Raw genomic sequence first — 16,013 nt, forward strand, 5'->3', positions numbered from 1 at the left:
GCTTTTCCGCAGCATTCCAGGTAGGTGCCAACGCAGGTCAAACTATTTCTGTTAACTTATCTTCAAGCGATGGTGCCAGCTTCGGTGCATCAGGTTTGGGTGTAGGTACGGTGGATATTTCAACAGTTGCAGGTGCTTCAGGCGCACTAACCTCAATCGATACGGCGATTTCTTCTATCGGTGCACAACGTGCTGAGCTGGGTGCTTTACAGAACCGTTTTCAGTCTACCATTCGTAACCTGAGTAACGTGTCTGAGAACTTATCAGGTGCCCGTTCACGTATCAAAGATACTGACTTTGCTACTGAAACAGCCAGCCTGACGCGTAACCAGATTATCCAGCAGGCCAGCACTACCGTACTTGCTCAGGCGAATCAGCGTCCTCAGTCAGCGTTATCACTGTTGGGTTAATAGGATTGTAGGTCATATGTAGGTCCTGCTTTAGCTACAAGGATGTAGTGAATGCCGATTTTGTCGGGAACAAAAATCGGCGAGCTGGACAAAGATGTCAAACCAAACACCTTTGTCCGACTGGTCTTTTTTTGCTCCCTGCAAAAAAGACATACACACCATCCATGGTGTTAAAGTCGAACCTACAGTTCAAACGATTTCTACCCATATGAAATATTATCCGCCGGGAGGTAGTGTGAAAGCCCATTAAAGCCGGATAGTATTGTCACGATTTATACTCATTTTCCTAACGTGAGTTTGGCCAAAGCTTTCTAGCTTTGGCTTTTTTCTTTTGTCTGTTTTCATAAAATTGATGATGTTCCACGGTTCCCAAGGAAGAACCTGCTAGCGACTTCTAATTTATCCTGTTTACAGAAGTAGCCATTTATTTGACGCTAAATTACACCCTGTGTTTTATCAACAAAAGCCCAGTGAAAGTCCAATAAAAGCCAATAAAAACAAATGATTGAAAAAAAGTTTGGTTTTTTGTTCAAGGTTTAAGTTTAGCAGGCGATAACCCTATGTGAGAGAGCCAGTGCAACAGTTTCAAGATACTACCCATATCCAGAACTGTTGTTGTTTTAAACTTTAAGACCTGTTCCACAGGTCGGATCCCAGATCTATATTTACCCAATATAGCTGGATCGAGAGTGTAGGAGAGACATCATGTCTTTATTCGTTAATACTAACGTATCCTCACTGAATGCTCAGCGTCAGCTGTTTGATTCAGGTAATGCGTTATCCACTTCATTTGAACGTTTATCTTCAGGTTTCCGTATCAACCGTGCTGCTGACGATGCCGCAGGTCTACAGATTACTGATCGTTTTCAATCTCAAATCGAAGGCTTAAACCAATCAGTTCGTAATGCTAACGATGCGATTTCACTGGTGCAAACTGCTGAAGGCGCATTGTCAGAAACTACCACATCACTGCAACGTATTCGTACCCTTGCTATCCAGTCTCAGAATGGTATTAACTCTTCTGCTGACAGAGCTGCACTGCAACAAGAAGTAACCGCCTTGGTCGCTGAACTATCAAGAATTGGTACAGACACTAACTTTGCAGGTAATTCACTGTTAAGTGGTGGTTTTTCTGCTACATTCCAGGTTGGTGCTAACGCAGGTCAGACTATCTCTGTCAACCTTTCATCTTCCAACGGTGCTAGCTTTGGTGCTTCCGGATTGGGTGTGGGAAGTGTAGACATTTCGACGGCTTCAGGTGCCTCTGCTGCTTTAGCGTCAATAGATACAGCTATTTCATCAATCGGTGCACAACGTGCTGAGTTGGGTGCTTTGCAGAATCGTTTTCAGTCTACTATTCGTAACTTGAGTACGGTTTCTGAGAACTTATCTGGCGCGCAATCTCGTATCAGAGATACAGACTTTGCTACAGAAACTGCGAACTTGACGCGTAATCAGATTATCCAGCAGGCAAGTACCTCAGTATTAGCTCAGGCTAATCAGCGTCCTCAGTCAGCATTATCTTTATTGGGATAATCTAGAAAAATTTATCTTGCCAGGAGGTAGTGTTGAGGACTTTTTGAGCAAGATAATACAAAGCCGGCTAAGAAGCCGGCTTTTTTTTGTTTCTGCTCTTCAGAGCATAAAATGAGCGCCAATTATTTGACAAAAAGTAGCTTCGTAAGTTAATGAATAATAAGAAGAAAATGAAATATATTAAAAATAGTCAAAAAAAAGTTAAAGGAATTTTTTACTGCTGACGATACATAAGCACAGGCACTGAGCAACTAATAAAAACAACAAGCCGGGTCTGACTAAGTAAAGAATAAAAAACAGCTTACTTAGTAATTAGAGCGAAATGCTCAATTAATACCAAAATCGTTAGGAGAAAAAAAATGGGTTTATTTGTAAATACCAATGTTTCATCATTAAATTCACAACGTCAGTTGTTTAACTCTGGCAACGCATTAAGCACATCGTTTGAGCGTTTGTCTTCTGGTTTTCGCATTAACCGAGCTGCAGATGATGCCGCAGGTTTGCAGATCACCGATAGAATGACCACTCAAATTCAAGGCTTGGATCAATCAGTGCGCAACGCCAATGATGCTATCTCACTAGTGCAAACTACTGAGGGTGCATTAGGCGAGTCAACAACGGCTTTACAGCGTATTCGTACTCTGGCTATCCAGTCTCAGAATGGTATTAACTCTTCTGCTGACAGAACGGCATTGCAACAAGAAGTAACAGCTTTGGTGGCAGAGCTTTCAAGAATAGCAACAGATACGCAATTTGCTGGTAATAATATCTTATCAGGTACTTTTTCCGCGCAATTCCAGGTAGGTGCAAACGCTGGACAAACTATCTCAGTAAACCTGTCTTCTACAGACGGTTCCAGTTTTGGTGCGTCAGGTTTAGGTGTGGGTACCGTTGATATTACCAGCGCAGCAAATGCTTCTTCGGCACTAACTGCAATCGATACGGCGATCTCCGCAATTGGCGCACAGCGCGCAGAATTGGGTGCATTACAAAACCGTTTCCAGTCTACAATTCGCAACCTGTCTAACGTCTCTGAAAACCTGTCTGCTGCAAGATCACGTATCAAGGATACCGACTTCGCGGTAGAAACGGCTGAACTGACTCGTAATCAGATCATTCAACAGGCCAGTACGACTGTGTTGTCACAGGCCAATCAGAGACCTCAATCGGCACTAAGCTTACTTGGATAATATTCAAGAAGAGTAATTGCTTGAAAAGCTTTTGAACCCTCAATCTCAGGGATGAGATTAAGTCGCCGACTTACGAGACCAACGCCAGGAGGTAGTGTGAGGTATTGAGGTATAGGCCATCAATCCCGCAAGTCGACGCAGAGCTTTCGCTCACTCTATAGCATAGGCTTTTGTAGAACAGTTGCCCAGCTATTTCGACAGTCAAAATATTAACTGTCGTGTAATATAAAGCAGTAAGCGTGCCAAAGATTTCAGAAACAAAGAAAAATTGAAAATTAGTTGCTAAATTAAGGTCGAATTCTTAAACAGCGTTTTCTTTAGTACACAGAATTATAGGTTTTTCTTTGCAAAACAAATGGGTAGGTTTTGCAAAGAAGCAGAGAAGGTAAAAAGTCAGCGGTGACTACAATCTCTAAAGTTTAAAACAGTATGGCTCTTATACTTTTTTGTTTAGAAATTACCTTCTCGATTTTATTCAAAGCTAACACGGATTATGTAGGCTGTGCTGATAAGAACTTAATTGGTCATCAGCAAACTAAACAGGGATTTGCAATGTTGGTAGTTGTTTTAATGAGGGTAGGAAATGAGAGGCCGCCTCAGAAACGCCGACTAACAGGACCGAGAGTGTAGAAGTATGGTTGAGAGGCCAGTAATTCTTCCCAAATCCTGTAGTCGGGCGACAAACTTAAATGTCGGATTAAATGCCGACAAAATTAACAGGTAGGTTCGAATTTATTCGAACAGTGGTCTCCAAATTAAGAGACTTGTCGGAATAAATTCCGACCTACAAAATAAAACGCCGACTAGCAGGACCGAGAGTGTAGAAGTATGGTTGAGAGGCCAGTAATTCTTCCCAAATCCTGTAGTCGGGCGACAAACCCAACGATTTATCTGAAGTTCCTTCGGGATAAATCGTTAATAATTGTTCGACCTATGTCGAGCTAAGTCTGGTTCTCAATCAGACAGTAAAAACGGTTTTTGTATCACTGCTAATAATTAATAACACAGCGCCAGTGAAAACGCCGACTAGCAGGACCGAGAGTGTAGAAGTATGGTTGAGAGGCCAGTAATTCTTCCCAAATCCTGCAGTCGGGCGACAAAACCCATTGCTCGTTCTCCTAACGTGAGCAATTTAGCCGGGTCTTCGGACCTGGCTTTTTTATTTCTTCGCCAGTGAATCCATCATTCAAACAAAGCGATTTCAATTTCGTTGATTCAGATATTCACTTTCCATGCCAGTTTTACCGTCAAAGTTTTGAACACTGAAAATACACTTTCATTCTACCGTTGTCCGAAGCATTACTCATGCCAACTATTTGGTTATCTATGAAATGTATGGAATCGCAGCAGAAATAGGAAAGCTCGGCCGTCATAAGTTTTGAAAAGGGCGTTGAAATTCTCTTTTTTTAATTCGTATTTAGCTCGAAGTGTGCTTTTTGCTTGGTGATAAACCTTAATTCAATCAATGGCTTAGGTGTAGCTTTGAAAATAAATTAAAAAATTTCAAAAAAATCCTAAAGAAGCTTCAGAGAATGCCGATACCTATTGTTGAGGGGTATTGCGGGTTTTGTTTTTTTGGTTTCGAGTGAGGTCGAAACACAAAGAGCAAAACAAGTTTAACGTCAGCACTCTCGACTGACAAAAAAGTAGGCGAACTAGTGGCTCTCTCTTAAGTTAACTGGTTCTCAGGAGGTATAACATGGGTATTTTCGTAAATACAAACGTTTCGTCATTAAATGCGCAACGTCAATTATTTAACTCAAACGATGCGTTAAATACTTCATTTGAAAGACTGTCATCTGGTTTCCGTATTAACCGGGCGGCCGACGATGCGGCAGGTTTGCAGATTTCTGCGGAATTAACCAGCCAGATTCAAGGTATTGATCAGTCTGTTCGAAATGCAAACGACGCAATTTCATTGGTACAGGTTGCTGAAGGTGCCTTGTCTGAAACGACAACATCCTTGCAACGTATCCGTACATTGGCTATCCAGTCTCAGAATGGTATCAACTCATCTGCCGATAGAACGGCGTTGCAACAAGAAGTAACTGCACTGTTATCTGAATTGTCACGAATCGGTGCCGACACGCAATTTGCGAATGTGAACATCCTTGATGGTGGCTTTTCTGCTACTTTCCAGGTAGGTGCAAACGCAGGTCAAAGTATTTCAGTTAACCTTTCCAGCTCTAATGGCGCAAGCTTTGGTGCTTCAGGTTTAGGTGTGGGCAGTGTTGACATTTCAACGTCAAGTGGTGCTTCGGCAGCTTTAGCATCAATCGATACAGCGATTTCGTCAATTGGTGCACAACGTGCAGAGTTAGGTGCCTTGCAAAACCGTTTCCAATCAACTATCCGTAACTTGTCTACAGTGAGTGAAAACCTAAACGGTGCACGTTCACGTATTCAGGATACCGATTTTGCTTCAGAAACGGCGAATCTGACCAGAAATCAAATTGTCCAGCAGGCCAGTATCTCGGTGTTGAGTCAGTCCAATCAGCGTCCGCAAAGTGCATTGGCTCTGTTGGGATAATTGCTGTTTTATTGATTTTGCCTGATTGCAATGTCATCAAGTGAGATTGCAATCGCTTTTACCTAACAGGAGGTGAAAGATGGAAATTGATTTAGCACAAACAGGTTTTAATGCTAATCTGACACAAAATACACAACCCGCTGTCGTGCGCAGAAGTGAAGAACTGCAGGCCGAAAACGACAACGAAAGCAGCAACAACAGCCGTGCTGCAAGTCGTTCAAATTTTCGTGAAACGCCTAATGTTTCTGAGCCACAAGCCGATAACAACAGCATAGGTGAAGAATCTTCGGTACAGGATATTGAAAATGCTGTATCTGAAGTGAGAGATTTTGTGCAGTCTCAGAGAACGAATCTAAACTTTTCGTTTAACGATGACTCTAATCGTTCAATCGTACAAGTAACAGATTCGGATACGGGAGAATTGATCAGACAAATACCCTCAGAAGAGGTTCTGGCGTTGTCAGACCGAATCAGAGGCTTACAGTCTGATGTCGGTGAAGCCGTAGGAGTACTGTTTAGCAAAGAAGTCTAGTAGAGGTAAATCATGGGCATTCAGAGTTTAGGGGTTGGTTCAGGCTTAGCGCTTGATGATCTTGTTACTCAGCTAATCGATGCTGAGCGTGCACCAAAAGAAGAGCGTTTAAATGAACGTGAAGAGACTCTGGATGCCACTATTTCTGCTATTGGATCACTAAAGTCCAAAGTTGACGAGTTTCAGGACTCGGTCGAAGAACTCAAAAACGACTACAACCTCAACGCCCGTGAGCCCTCCATTGATCATCCTACCGAGCCTGACGAAGGTGATACGGGTCCATTCACCATGGAAGCGTCTACCAGTGCCATTGAAGGTGATTACGAGATTGCCGTTGCGCAGTTAGCTTCAGGTACCGAATATCGTACAGCAGACGGCACATTTACCGATACCGACGATACTTTATACACTGGCGCAGGTACGACCGTTACATTCAATTTCGAATCTTCCAGCGATAGTTTTGCTGTTAGTGTCACCACTAATATGACGCTGCAAGAATACGTAAACGCCATTAATAGCTCTGATGACAATATACAAGATGATGGCACAACCAAGCTGGTGAATGCGATTTTACTGGACACTGGTACGACAGATGGTCCCAAAATTATCTTTGAATCTCTGCTTACCGGTAGTGGTAACGATTTGAGGATAGTGAATGAAGATGGCGACGCCGAACTGGCCTCAGTAACCAGCCATACTAATGATGGTGGTGGCGGTTATAACGCTGACCAGGACCTAAGCACCAATACCGGTGACGAAGCTAAAGTTGATGCGGCAAATGCTCAGGCTTACGTAAATAATGTGCTGGTAGAGAGTAGCACCAATGAATTTGAAAACGTCATCCCTAACGTTTCATTTGAAGCCTTTGAGGTGTCCGAAACTGACGCATCAACAGCAACAGGCTTTGCTGCCTCAAGTGTAACTATAGGTAACGATACTGAAGGCTTAAAATCAAAAATTCAGGATTTCATCGATAACTATAACTCATTAGTCGACGAAATCACCCGCTTGACCAGATACGGTGAATCTGAGTTGGAAGACGATGGCGCTTTAGCCGGTGATTTTATGGTAAGAAGTATCCAATCTGGCATACTAAGTGCATTAACAACCACTGTGTCAGATAATAGTCTGGGCAGTGTTTTTAACATTGGTCTGTCGTTCGATGACGATGGTAAGTTAGAAATCAGTGCTGTAGACGAATTTGGTATTGGCAGTGGAGACGAACGCCTTGACGAGGCGTTAGAAGACAGTTTCGATGATGTGGCGGATTTGTTTACAAACAGCACCAATGGAGTCGCTCAGTCCTTATATGATTTTCTCTATGAATATACAACGTTCGGCGGTTTACTGCGTGATAGAGAGGATGATTTAAAGAGCGAAAAAGACCTATTAGCAGACGAACGTGAAGCATTTGAATTGAGAATGTTGTCGTTTGAACAGATCCAACGAGATAAGTATATTGCGCTGGATAAAACCGTTTCATCATTGAATAATACCGGTAATGCATTGTTCGCTGCGCTAGGCGGACTATAGAATTTAAGGGTGTAAAATGGGCTTAAAAGGTATTCAGGCGTATAAAAAGGGTAGTTTAAAACAAGACCTATCTACCGCTGATCCGCACAAGATTACATTGATGTTGATGCAAGGTGCGTTAGAGAAAATGGCCATGGCCAAAGGCAGTATTGAACGCAAAGAGTTCGAATCGAAAGCACAGCATCTTTCTAAAGCCACTTCTATTCTTGTTAATCTCAGAGATACCATTGATCTGGAAATAAAAAGTGAAGTAGGCGAAAATCTTTATGCGCTTTATGATTACATGGTGCGTCGACTTACAGATGCTAGTATTCAGAATAGCTTGAAGATTATGGATGAAGTGATTAATCTCATGTTACCCATTAAGAATGCTTGGGCAGAGATTCCTGAATCAGCGAAACAGGAAGCTTACGAAGCCCAGCGACAAAAACACCAAGCGGTTTGAATAAAATACCTTTCTTTTCTGACAAAGAGCCTGAAAGTATTCAGGAAAATTCTTCGGCGATTCAGGAGATTTTATCTGCTGAAGAATTTGATGCTGAAAAGCTGCAGCAAGCAGTCGAAGACAGAGAAAAGCTCGTTGCCGGTTTTTTGCAGTCTGAACAAGCTTCCGATAAGAGTTTGCTGCAAGATTTGCTGAAGACCAATGAAGAATTAACTGCATTGGTGGATGACATGAAAGTTGAACAGCAAGGTGTGCTGGTGGGTTTTTTAAGAAACCGCAAAGCGGTGAAAAAATACAAAAAATAATAATAAAGCTTCCTGAACATGAGAGAAGCAAGTACAGAGGATCGCTTATGTTCAACAATAAGAGTGTACTAATCACTGGCGGTACCGGTTCATTCGGACATCGTTTTGTTTCTCACCTTTTAACGCACTACAAACCTCGTAAGCTGATAATTTACTCCCGCGATGAGCTGAAACAATTTGAAATGCAACAGAAGTACAACGCAAAGTGCATGCGTTATTTCATCGGCGATGTACGCGACAAAGAACGTCTGAAAGCAGCAATGCGCGACGTGGATTATGTCATACATGCTGCTGCATTAAAGCAAGTTCCAGCCGCAGAATACAACCCTAATGAATGTATTAAGACCAACATTCATGGGGCTCAAAATGTTATTGATGCCGCTATTGAAACTAATGTAAGTCGTATTGTCGCGCTTTCTACGGATAAAGCTGCAAATCCGGTAAATCTGTATGGTGCAACCAAATTAGCCTCTGACAAATTATTTGTGGCTGCAAATAACATCAGCGGGGCGAAAGGTCCGAGATTCTCTGTGGTTCGGTATGGTAATGTTGTAGGGTCTCGCGGGTCCGTTGTGCCTTTCTTCCGGAAGCTATTAAATGAGGGAACTAAGATATTACCTATCACCCACATGGAAATGACACGATTTTGGATCACCCTCGACGAAGGTGTTGAATTTGTTGACAAGAGTTTCAGACGTATGCGCGGAGGAGAAATCTTTGTTCCAAAGATTCCGTCCGTCAAGATTACCGATTTAGCCTATGCTATGAGTGAAAATAATGAGTTTGAAGTCATCGGGATACGGCCTGGAGAAAAATTACACGAAGTGATGGTGCCTGAAGAAGTGGCGCATCACTCGCTAGAGTTTCACGATCACTTTGTTATTACCCCGCCTATTACATTTTTTGATAAAGATATCAATTATTCCGAAAATAAACTCGGTGAAGTTGGAAATCCGGTAGACGAAAAGTTTGAATACAATTCTGGCACAAACCCCCATTTTTTGACAATTGAACAAATCAAACAACTTGATAAAGACAATCCATGATTCATTACGGAAAACACAACGTTAATGAGGAAGATGTGGCGGCGGTTTGTGATGTGCTGCGAAATCAACACTTAACCCAAGGTCAGCAGGGAGTTGAATTCGAAACTGCCCTTTGTCGGTACACGGGGGCAGAGCATTGCATTACGGTTAACAGCGCAACATCGGCATTACATATTGCTTGTTTAGCGCTGGGTATCGCAGAGGGAGACACAGTTTGGACTAGTCCAAACTCATTTGTAGCCTCGGCCAATTGCGTTTTATATTGTGGTGCAAGCGTTGACTTTGTGGATATCAACCCCGTTAGTCATAATATCGACATTGGTACCTTACGTACTAAATTAGATGCTGCGAAACGTTCAGGACAGCTGCCAAAAGCCATTATTGTTGTGCACTTTGCGGGTAACTCCTGTGAAATGAGCGAGCTGCAACAACTTTTGAAGCCACTAAATATCGCGCTTATCGAAGATGCCTCCCATGCGTTGGGCGGAACTTACCTTGATAAACCCGTGGGGAACTGTGAGTTTTCAAGTTTTTGTGTGTTTAGTTTCCACCCAGTCAAATCTATGACTACTGGCGAAGGTGGTGCCTTGATAACTAATTGCCCGGATTTGGCGAAAAAAGCCAGGTTATATGCAAAGCACGGTGTTACAAGGGTAGTTTCTGATTATAGACACTTTACAGGGCAGCCTTGGGAATATGAACAGCACTTATTGGGATTGAATTACAGACTGAGTGACATCCAATCTGCTCTAGGTATTTCTCAATTAAAAAGGTTAGATTCTTTTATCGCTATACGCAGACAATTGGTGGCCAGATATAACAAGCTTCTGGCAGGTTTGCCGTTAAAATTGCCAATTGAGAACCCGCAAACCAAGTCAGCATGGCATTTGTACGTGGTTCAGCTGATTAACCATGAGCAAAGAGCCGTATACGACTATATGTTGTCAAAAGGTGTGCAACTTAATGTTCACTACATTCCGATTCACTTGCAGCCCTATTATCAAAAATTAGGGTTTTGTGTTGGAGATTTTCCGGTTGCAGAAAACTATTACAAGATGGCATTAACTTTGCCTCTGTATCCTGACCTGACGGAATCTCAACAGGATTTTGTCGTTGCAACTTTAAAAGAGGCCTTAGATTGAAACTGGCGATTATACCCGCTCGTGGTGGCAGTAAGCGCATACCAGGAAAAAATATTAAGTTATTCGCGGGAAAGCCGCTAATCAATTATTCGATTGAGGCGGCCATCAATAGTGGGTTATTTGATAAGGTCATTGTCTCCACCGACAGTGAAGAGATTAAACAACTGGCGATTTCACTTGGGGTAGATGTGCCCTTCATACGTCCAGAAAGCCTGTCAAACGATGTTGTAGGAACTCGCCCTGTTACCAACCACGCCATTGAATTTTGCCAACAGCATTTTTTTGAACCGGAATATGTGTGTTGTATTTATGCCACCGCCCCGTTTCTTGAGCAAAAGTATCTTGAGGCCGGTTTACGGGCGCTGGAACTGGACAATAAATTTGATTTTGCTTTTTCAGTGACGAGTTTTCCCTTCCCAGTTCAGCGAGCCTTGGTAAAAGCTGGAAGCGGACTGAAACCTATGATGCCGGAGAACATAAACAAGCGATCCCAAGATTTGGAGGAAGTTTATCATGATGCTGGGCAGTTTTATTGGGGGAGAACCGATGCTTGGTTGTCCAACAAAGTGGTGTTTTCTGAAAACAGCTATCCGGTTGTGTTGCCCAGGCATTTAGTTCAAGATATTGATACACAAGAAGATTGGATAAGAGCGGAGTTAATGTACCGCGCTTATGTCCATGACCGATAAGGAGTTTGCCGGTGGCAGTACCCGCAAAAATTCTCATTATACGGATGCTCGGACTTGGTGATGTTACCTGCATTGGCATACCAGCGATTCGTTATATTAAGTCAAAGTACCCCGAAGCTGATGTTTCTGTATTGACCTTCTCTGCAGGGGCGGATGTCATTAAGCTGGCTGAGCCTGATGTAGACATTTTAAAGATGGAAAAGGACGAATGGCCTGACAACATCATTCATGCGATGGAACGTTTTTTAATGTTGGCAGAAAAAATCATCGGCCAGGAATACGAGCAGATTATCAATTTGGATACCTGGTTTATGCCTTGTTTTCTGGCTCGTTTTTTAAAGGATGCCGGAGAAAACCTGCAGGGGAACTTCATGTCGATTCCTGTTGCCGAACTGATTGATCAACTAGACAAGCAAACGCTGCAGCATGATTACGTTCACAATCCTGCTAATTATATGCAAAGTACTTTCTTCGGTATGGCGCGTTGGCATACACCTTGGTGGGAATATGGCACTGTCCCGGATTTTGGTTATCCGGAATTTTACTTGCGCCAGTGTTGTGGCTTTTCCGATATTGAAATGAACATGCAAATCCAAACGGAAAGTAGTCACAAGTTAGACAAAATTGCGAACAAGCAAAAAGTTATTGCTCTGGCCACTGAAGCGCGAACTAGTGAGCGTTCCTATCCGTATGGCAAAGAGCTGCAAAAATTACTAGAAAAAGCGGGTTTTCACGTCTGGTCGGAATTTGATGGCTCTCAGCCAATGCGTAAAACGTTGAGTATGTTGAAAAGTAGTGACTTACTCATTACTGTTCCATCGGCTCCTCAGTGGTTGGCCACAACGGTTGATTGTCCAAGTTTGGTGATTGTGGGTGAAGTCGATGCGCGAACACTAATGCCAGATTATGCGACAGAGTCATCTAGCACACCTATTCCCGCTGCAGAACTAGTTGAAAGTGTAACATCACTTTTCGATGAAGCGGGCTGAGCATGGCAAGACAATTTGAGCAGCAATTCAATATAGGTGAATTTTCAATTGGTTCCGGCCGACCTTTTATTATTGCTGAGTTGAGTGGTAATCATAATCAAAGTTTTGAGCTAGCTATCGACATGATCGATGCCGCGGCTGAAGCGGGAGTCGATGCCATAAAGTTACAAACCTATACTGCGGATTCAATGACGCTGGATAGTGAGGCAACTGATTTTGTCATAGGGGAATCTGACAGCCTTTGGGCTGGAGAAAAATTACATTCTTTGTACCAAAAAGCGTCTACGCCTTATGAGTGGCATCAACCGCTTTTTGAACATGCCCGAAAAAGAGGGTTGGTTGCTTTTAGCTCGCCTTTCGATGAGGCAGCCGTTGAGTTTTTAGATGAACTTGATGTTCCTTGCTTCAAGATAGCTTCGTTTGAGCTAACCGATCTACCTTTGATTGCCTGTGCGGCTGCCAAGAAGAAACCATTGATTATGTCGACAGGTATGGCTTCTGTTGAAGAGATTGAAGACGCCGTCGCCACTGCCTATGATAATGGCTGCAAGCAACTTGTATTGCTCAAGTGCACCAGTACCTATCCGGCAGCGCCAACGAATACACATTTGAATACTATTCCAGATCTTCGTAATAAATTTGGTTGTATTGTGGGCTTATCTGACCACACACGTGGAATAGGTGCCGCGGTTGGCAGTGTGGCTTTGGGCGTAAAGGTAATCGAGAAGCACTTTGTATTAGATCGCTCTGCAGGTGGTGTCGATGCAGCATTCTCGCTAGAGCCCGCAGAATTCAAAATGTTGGCTGAAGAGAGTAAAACAGCATGGCAAGCTTTAGGTCAAGTTCAATACGGTGGCTCCGAGGCGGAGCAAAAATCCAAAAAGTATCGTCGTTCTGTTTATGTTTCTGCTGATATCAAAGCCGGAGAGGTCTTTACCAAAAGTAATCTAAAAGTGGTGCGACCTGCCTTGGGACTAGCACCCAAACATTATCATGAATTGCTTGGTAAAGTAGCCGCTTGCGATCTCAAATTAGGGCAAGCCATGAGCTGGGAACACGTTGTCGCTAAATGAGAGCTTATTTTCGTACCGAAGCTTCTAATACTGTTGGGATGGGGCATTTGATGCGCTGTGTAGCGCTTGCCCAAGCACTCAGCGAGCAATACATCAAATGTAGCTTTATCGTTCCCGTTGAATCCATACCATTTTGTTTGAGTCGTCACGACTGGGATTTTTCTCTCATTGCTTTGCCCGAAGAGCTAGCCATTAACGATGAGTATCGTTGGTTCAATGAACATGTTGATTTTACGGGTGATGTTTTGCTTGTGCTGGATAGCTATAAATTCACTGAACAATACATTTCAGGTATGTCGCAGTTACCTGCGAGCCTCGTTCTATTTGACGATTGTAACGATAGAGGCCAGCTAGAAGTTGATCTAATTATAAATAGCGCCGGAGGGGCTGACTCCTTAGGGTATGAGAAGACTGCGCCCGCTGCTCAGTTGTGCCTTGGTGAACAATACCGTTTGTTACGCCGCGAGTTTTTGGCAGAACTGCCACAACCCATGGCTAACCGAAACTCTCTTACCATTGTCATGGGAGGGACGGATCCACAAGGGTTATCTTTGAAAATTTTGCAGGAGTTAAGCCTGCAAGAGTTTGGCGGCCAAATCAGGCTTGTTACAACCAGCAATAACCCGGAACTAGAAGAGATTAAGTTATTCTGTGCCAATACCCTGTTAACAGTCCAGCTGGTCATCGATTGCCAGGATCTTGCAACGATTTTTTCTCATAGCCGTTTGACGCTATCTGCAGCGGGCTCTAGTCAATTCGAGCTGCTGGCTATGCATTGTCCCACAGTGCTTTTAGTGGTTGCTGACAATCAACTCAATGCAGCCCAAGCTTCTGAAAAGCAGCAGTGGTGCCAGTATTTTGATTTCAGGGAAACGAAAGAGATGGTCACTGTTATATCAGGGGTAAAACAGTTGTGGCAAAATGAACCTAAATTACAGTCCATGATGGATGCAGCACAGAAATATGCCGATACTAGAGGTTACGAGCGTATTTTAGATACAATTTCACTACTTGATTCGGAGCGGCTCGATGGGCGTTAAATTGAGTGGCTATGGAATTGATATGGTGCCAGTGAAGAGCCATCACCTGGAACTCTTACGCCAGTGGCGCAACTCCGATTTTGTGCGACAACAGATGGTGTCAAATGACATTATCTCGGCCACACAGCAATTAAACTGGTTTAACAATATCCGTACTTGTACAGACCAACAGCACTTTGTTATTCAATACAAAGAAGAAGCCATTGGCTCGGCAAATATCAAAACGTTGGGTGGTGAAGCGATAGCTCAGGCCAGCAAGTTGGAGCCCGGAATTTATATAGGCCATGAACGTTATCGTAGCAACATTCTGGCTTTTGCGCCTTCGCTATTGCTACTGGATTACTGCTTTGAAGATTTGGGTGTACAAGAGTTGTGTGCCAAAGTCAAAATAAACAATCAGGCTGCATTGAGTTATAACCTTAAACTTGGTTACCGGGAAGTCGATAAAGATAATGAGTATGTGCTGATCACATTGGACTATGAACGCTACTTGTTTAGCACGGTAACCTTAAAAAAATTGTTCTCGAGACAAACTAAATGACAAATAAAGAACTGCTATATCAAGCGTTTTCCAGCGCACTGAATATTGAGTTAAATCAGGTAACCGCTAATTTAACCTACAACACGATTGCGGAATGGGATTCGACTGCACATATGATATTGATTGCAGAAATTGAAGGTGTGTTCGATGTGATGTTGGACACAGATGACATCATAGATATGAGCTCTGTGCAAAAAGCGCAAGAGATCTTGCAAAAATACGATGTCGCCTTCTAATAACGGTTTTACTATGCCAGGACTTGATAACAAGGTTGTTTTAATCACTGGTGCAAGTCGAGGCATTGGTGCGGCTTGTGTAAAAAGCTGTCTTGCAGCCGGGGCAACAGTACTTGCAAATTGTCGCAATGCTGAAACTGCGGAAAAATTGTCGCTCGATATCGATGAAGAATCTTCTGAGCGTTTTTACTCTTTGATATATGACGTAACTGATAGTGAAGCACTAAAACAACAATTTAAGTTGATTCAGTCACAATTTGGTCAACTAGATGGATTAGTCAATAACGCTGGTGTTATGCAAGAACAAGCAATAGCCATGACTCGGAAGAAAGACCTTGAGGCTATGTTTGCCATTAATGTCAGCGCGGCATTCGAACACATACAGTTCGCTTCCAGGCTAATGATGCGCCAAAAGAAAGGCAGTATTGTTAATCTGGGTAGTATAGTGGGGGAATATGGAGCTAAGGGCCAGGCTGGATATGCGATGTCAAAAGCAAGCCTCTCATCGTTGTCCAAATCTGCAGCCAAAGAACTTGGTGTAGCAGGTATTCGCGTCAACTCGGTTGCTCCAGGATTTATAGAAACAGACCTAACTGCGCACTACAATGCGCAACAAAAGCAAGATATCAGAACTAACGTTGCGCTTGGAAGACTCGGTCTTGCTTCGGATGTGGCCAATGTGATTCGATTTTTATTGTCGGACGATGCGGTGTATGTATCCGGGCAAGTTATTGGCGTCGACGGCGCGTTGTCATTACCTTAGGTGGATCATTATT

General features: G+C 43.1%; 17 protein-coding genes. All 17 read left to right on the plus strand.

Annotated features, from left to right (window positions below):
* On the plus strand, window positions 1-410 hold a 410-nt coding region (locus ACXAGP_RS11675; RefSeq protein ID WP_475261555.1), incomplete at its 5' end, for a flagellin.
* A 705-nt stretch (window positions 411-1,115) separates the two neighbouring features.
* Entirely contained in the window at window positions 1,116-1,946 is an 831-nt protein-coding gene (locus ACXAGP_RS11680; RefSeq protein ID WP_475261556.1) for a flagellin N-terminal helical domain-containing protein, read from the plus strand.
* 359 nt (window positions 1,947-2,305) lie between these two features.
* Window positions 2,306-3,136, plus strand: coding sequence for a flagellin N-terminal helical domain-containing protein (locus ACXAGP_RS11685; protein WP_338293903.1), 831 nt, complete (start codon window positions 2,306-2,308; stop codon window positions 3,134-3,136).
* A gap of 1,699 nt (window positions 3,137-4,835) precedes the next feature.
* Complete coding sequence (locus ACXAGP_RS11690) at window positions 4,836-5,666, plus strand: flagellin N-terminal helical domain-containing protein (RefSeq protein WP_475261557.1); 831 nt, start codon at window positions 4,836-4,838, stop codon at window positions 5,664-5,666.
* A gap of 79 nt (window positions 5,667-5,745) precedes the next feature.
* Window positions 5,746-6,198 carry a flagellar protein FlaG gene (locus ACXAGP_RS11695; RefSeq protein ID WP_475261558.1) on the plus strand — a complete coding sequence of 151 codons (453 nt, stop codon included), beginning with the start codon at window positions 5,746-5,748 and terminating at the stop codon, window positions 6,196-6,198.
* A 12-nt stretch (window positions 6,199-6,210) separates the two neighbouring features.
* Window positions 6,211-7,731: a flagellar filament capping protein FliD gene (fliD, locus tag ACXAGP_RS11700; protein WP_475261559.1), complete on the plus strand. Its 1,521-nt coding sequence runs from the start codon at window positions 6,211-6,213 to the stop codon at window positions 7,729-7,731.
* Window positions 7,732-7,747: 16 nt separating this feature from the next.
* Complete coding sequence (gene fliS, locus ACXAGP_RS11705; protein ID WP_475261560.1) at window positions 7,748-8,176, plus strand: flagellar export chaperone FliS; 429 nt, start codon at window positions 7,748-7,750, stop codon at window positions 8,174-8,176.
* A complete protein-coding gene (locus ACXAGP_RS11710; protein WP_475261561.1) occupies window positions 8,173-8,481 on the plus strand; it encodes a hypothetical protein in 309 nt (102 codons plus the stop codon). The genes fliS and ACXAGP_RS11710 overlap by 4 nt, the downstream gene beginning before the upstream one ends.
* Before the next feature lie 47 nt (window positions 8,482-8,528).
* A complete protein-coding gene (pseB, locus tag ACXAGP_RS11715) occupies window positions 8,529-9,527 on the plus strand; it encodes a UDP-N-acetylglucosamine 4,6-dehydratase (inverting) (RefSeq protein ID WP_475261562.1) in 999 nt (332 codons plus the stop codon).
* Window positions 9,524-10,669 carry a UDP-4-amino-4,6-dideoxy-N-acetyl-beta-L-altrosamine transaminase gene (gene pseC, locus ACXAGP_RS11720; protein WP_475261564.1) on the plus strand — a complete coding sequence of 382 codons (1,146 nt, stop codon included), beginning with the start codon at window positions 9,524-9,526 and terminating at the stop codon, window positions 10,667-10,669. The genes pseB and pseC overlap by 4 nt, the downstream gene beginning before the upstream one ends.
* Window positions 10,666-11,358 (plus strand): pseudaminic acid cytidylyltransferase, encoded by a 693-nt coding sequence (gene pseF, locus ACXAGP_RS11725; protein WP_475261565.1) that lies wholly within the window; start codon window positions 10,666-10,668, stop codon window positions 11,356-11,358. The genes pseC and pseF overlap by 4 nt, the downstream gene beginning before the upstream one ends.
* 11 nt (window positions 11,359-11,369) lie before the next feature.
* On the plus strand, window positions 11,370-12,347 hold the full coding sequence (locus tag ACXAGP_RS11730) for a glycosyltransferase family 9 protein (protein ID WP_475261567.1): 978 nt from the start codon (window positions 11,370-11,372) through the stop codon (window positions 12,345-12,347).
* A gap of 2 nt (window positions 12,348-12,349) precedes the next feature.
* Window positions 12,350-13,420 carry a pseudaminic acid synthase gene (gene pseI, locus ACXAGP_RS11735; RefSeq protein WP_475261568.1) on the plus strand — a complete coding sequence of 357 codons (1,071 nt, stop codon included), beginning with the start codon at window positions 12,350-12,352 and terminating at the stop codon, window positions 13,418-13,420.
* Window positions 13,417-14,460, plus strand: coding sequence for a UDP-2,4-diacetamido-2,4,6-trideoxy-beta-L-altropyranose hydrolase (gene pseG, locus ACXAGP_RS11740; RefSeq protein WP_475261569.1), 1,044 nt, complete (start codon window positions 13,417-13,419; stop codon window positions 14,458-14,460). Before pseI ends, pseG begins: the two co-directional genes overlap by 4 nt.
* Window positions 14,450-15,001, plus strand: a complete 552-nt coding sequence (locus tag ACXAGP_RS11745; RefSeq protein ID WP_475261571.1) for a GNAT family N-acetyltransferase — start codon at window positions 14,450-14,452, stop codon at window positions 14,999-15,001. The genes pseG and ACXAGP_RS11745 overlap by 11 nt, the downstream gene beginning before the upstream one ends.
* Entirely contained in the window at window positions 14,998-15,237 is a 240-nt protein-coding gene (locus tag ACXAGP_RS11750) for an acyl carrier protein (protein ID WP_475261572.1), read from the plus strand. Before ACXAGP_RS11745 ends, ACXAGP_RS11750 begins: the two co-directional genes overlap by 4 nt.
* A gap of 13 nt (window positions 15,238-15,250) precedes the next feature.
* Window positions 15,251-16,000 carry an SDR family NAD(P)-dependent oxidoreductase gene (locus ACXAGP_RS11755; protein WP_475261573.1) on the plus strand — a complete coding sequence of 250 codons (750 nt, stop codon included), beginning with the start codon at window positions 15,251-15,253 and terminating at the stop codon, window positions 15,998-16,000.
* Window positions 16,001-16,013: the final 13 nt, after the last annotated feature.

This window comes from Planctobacterium sp. AWM4_229, assembly GCF_056160305.1.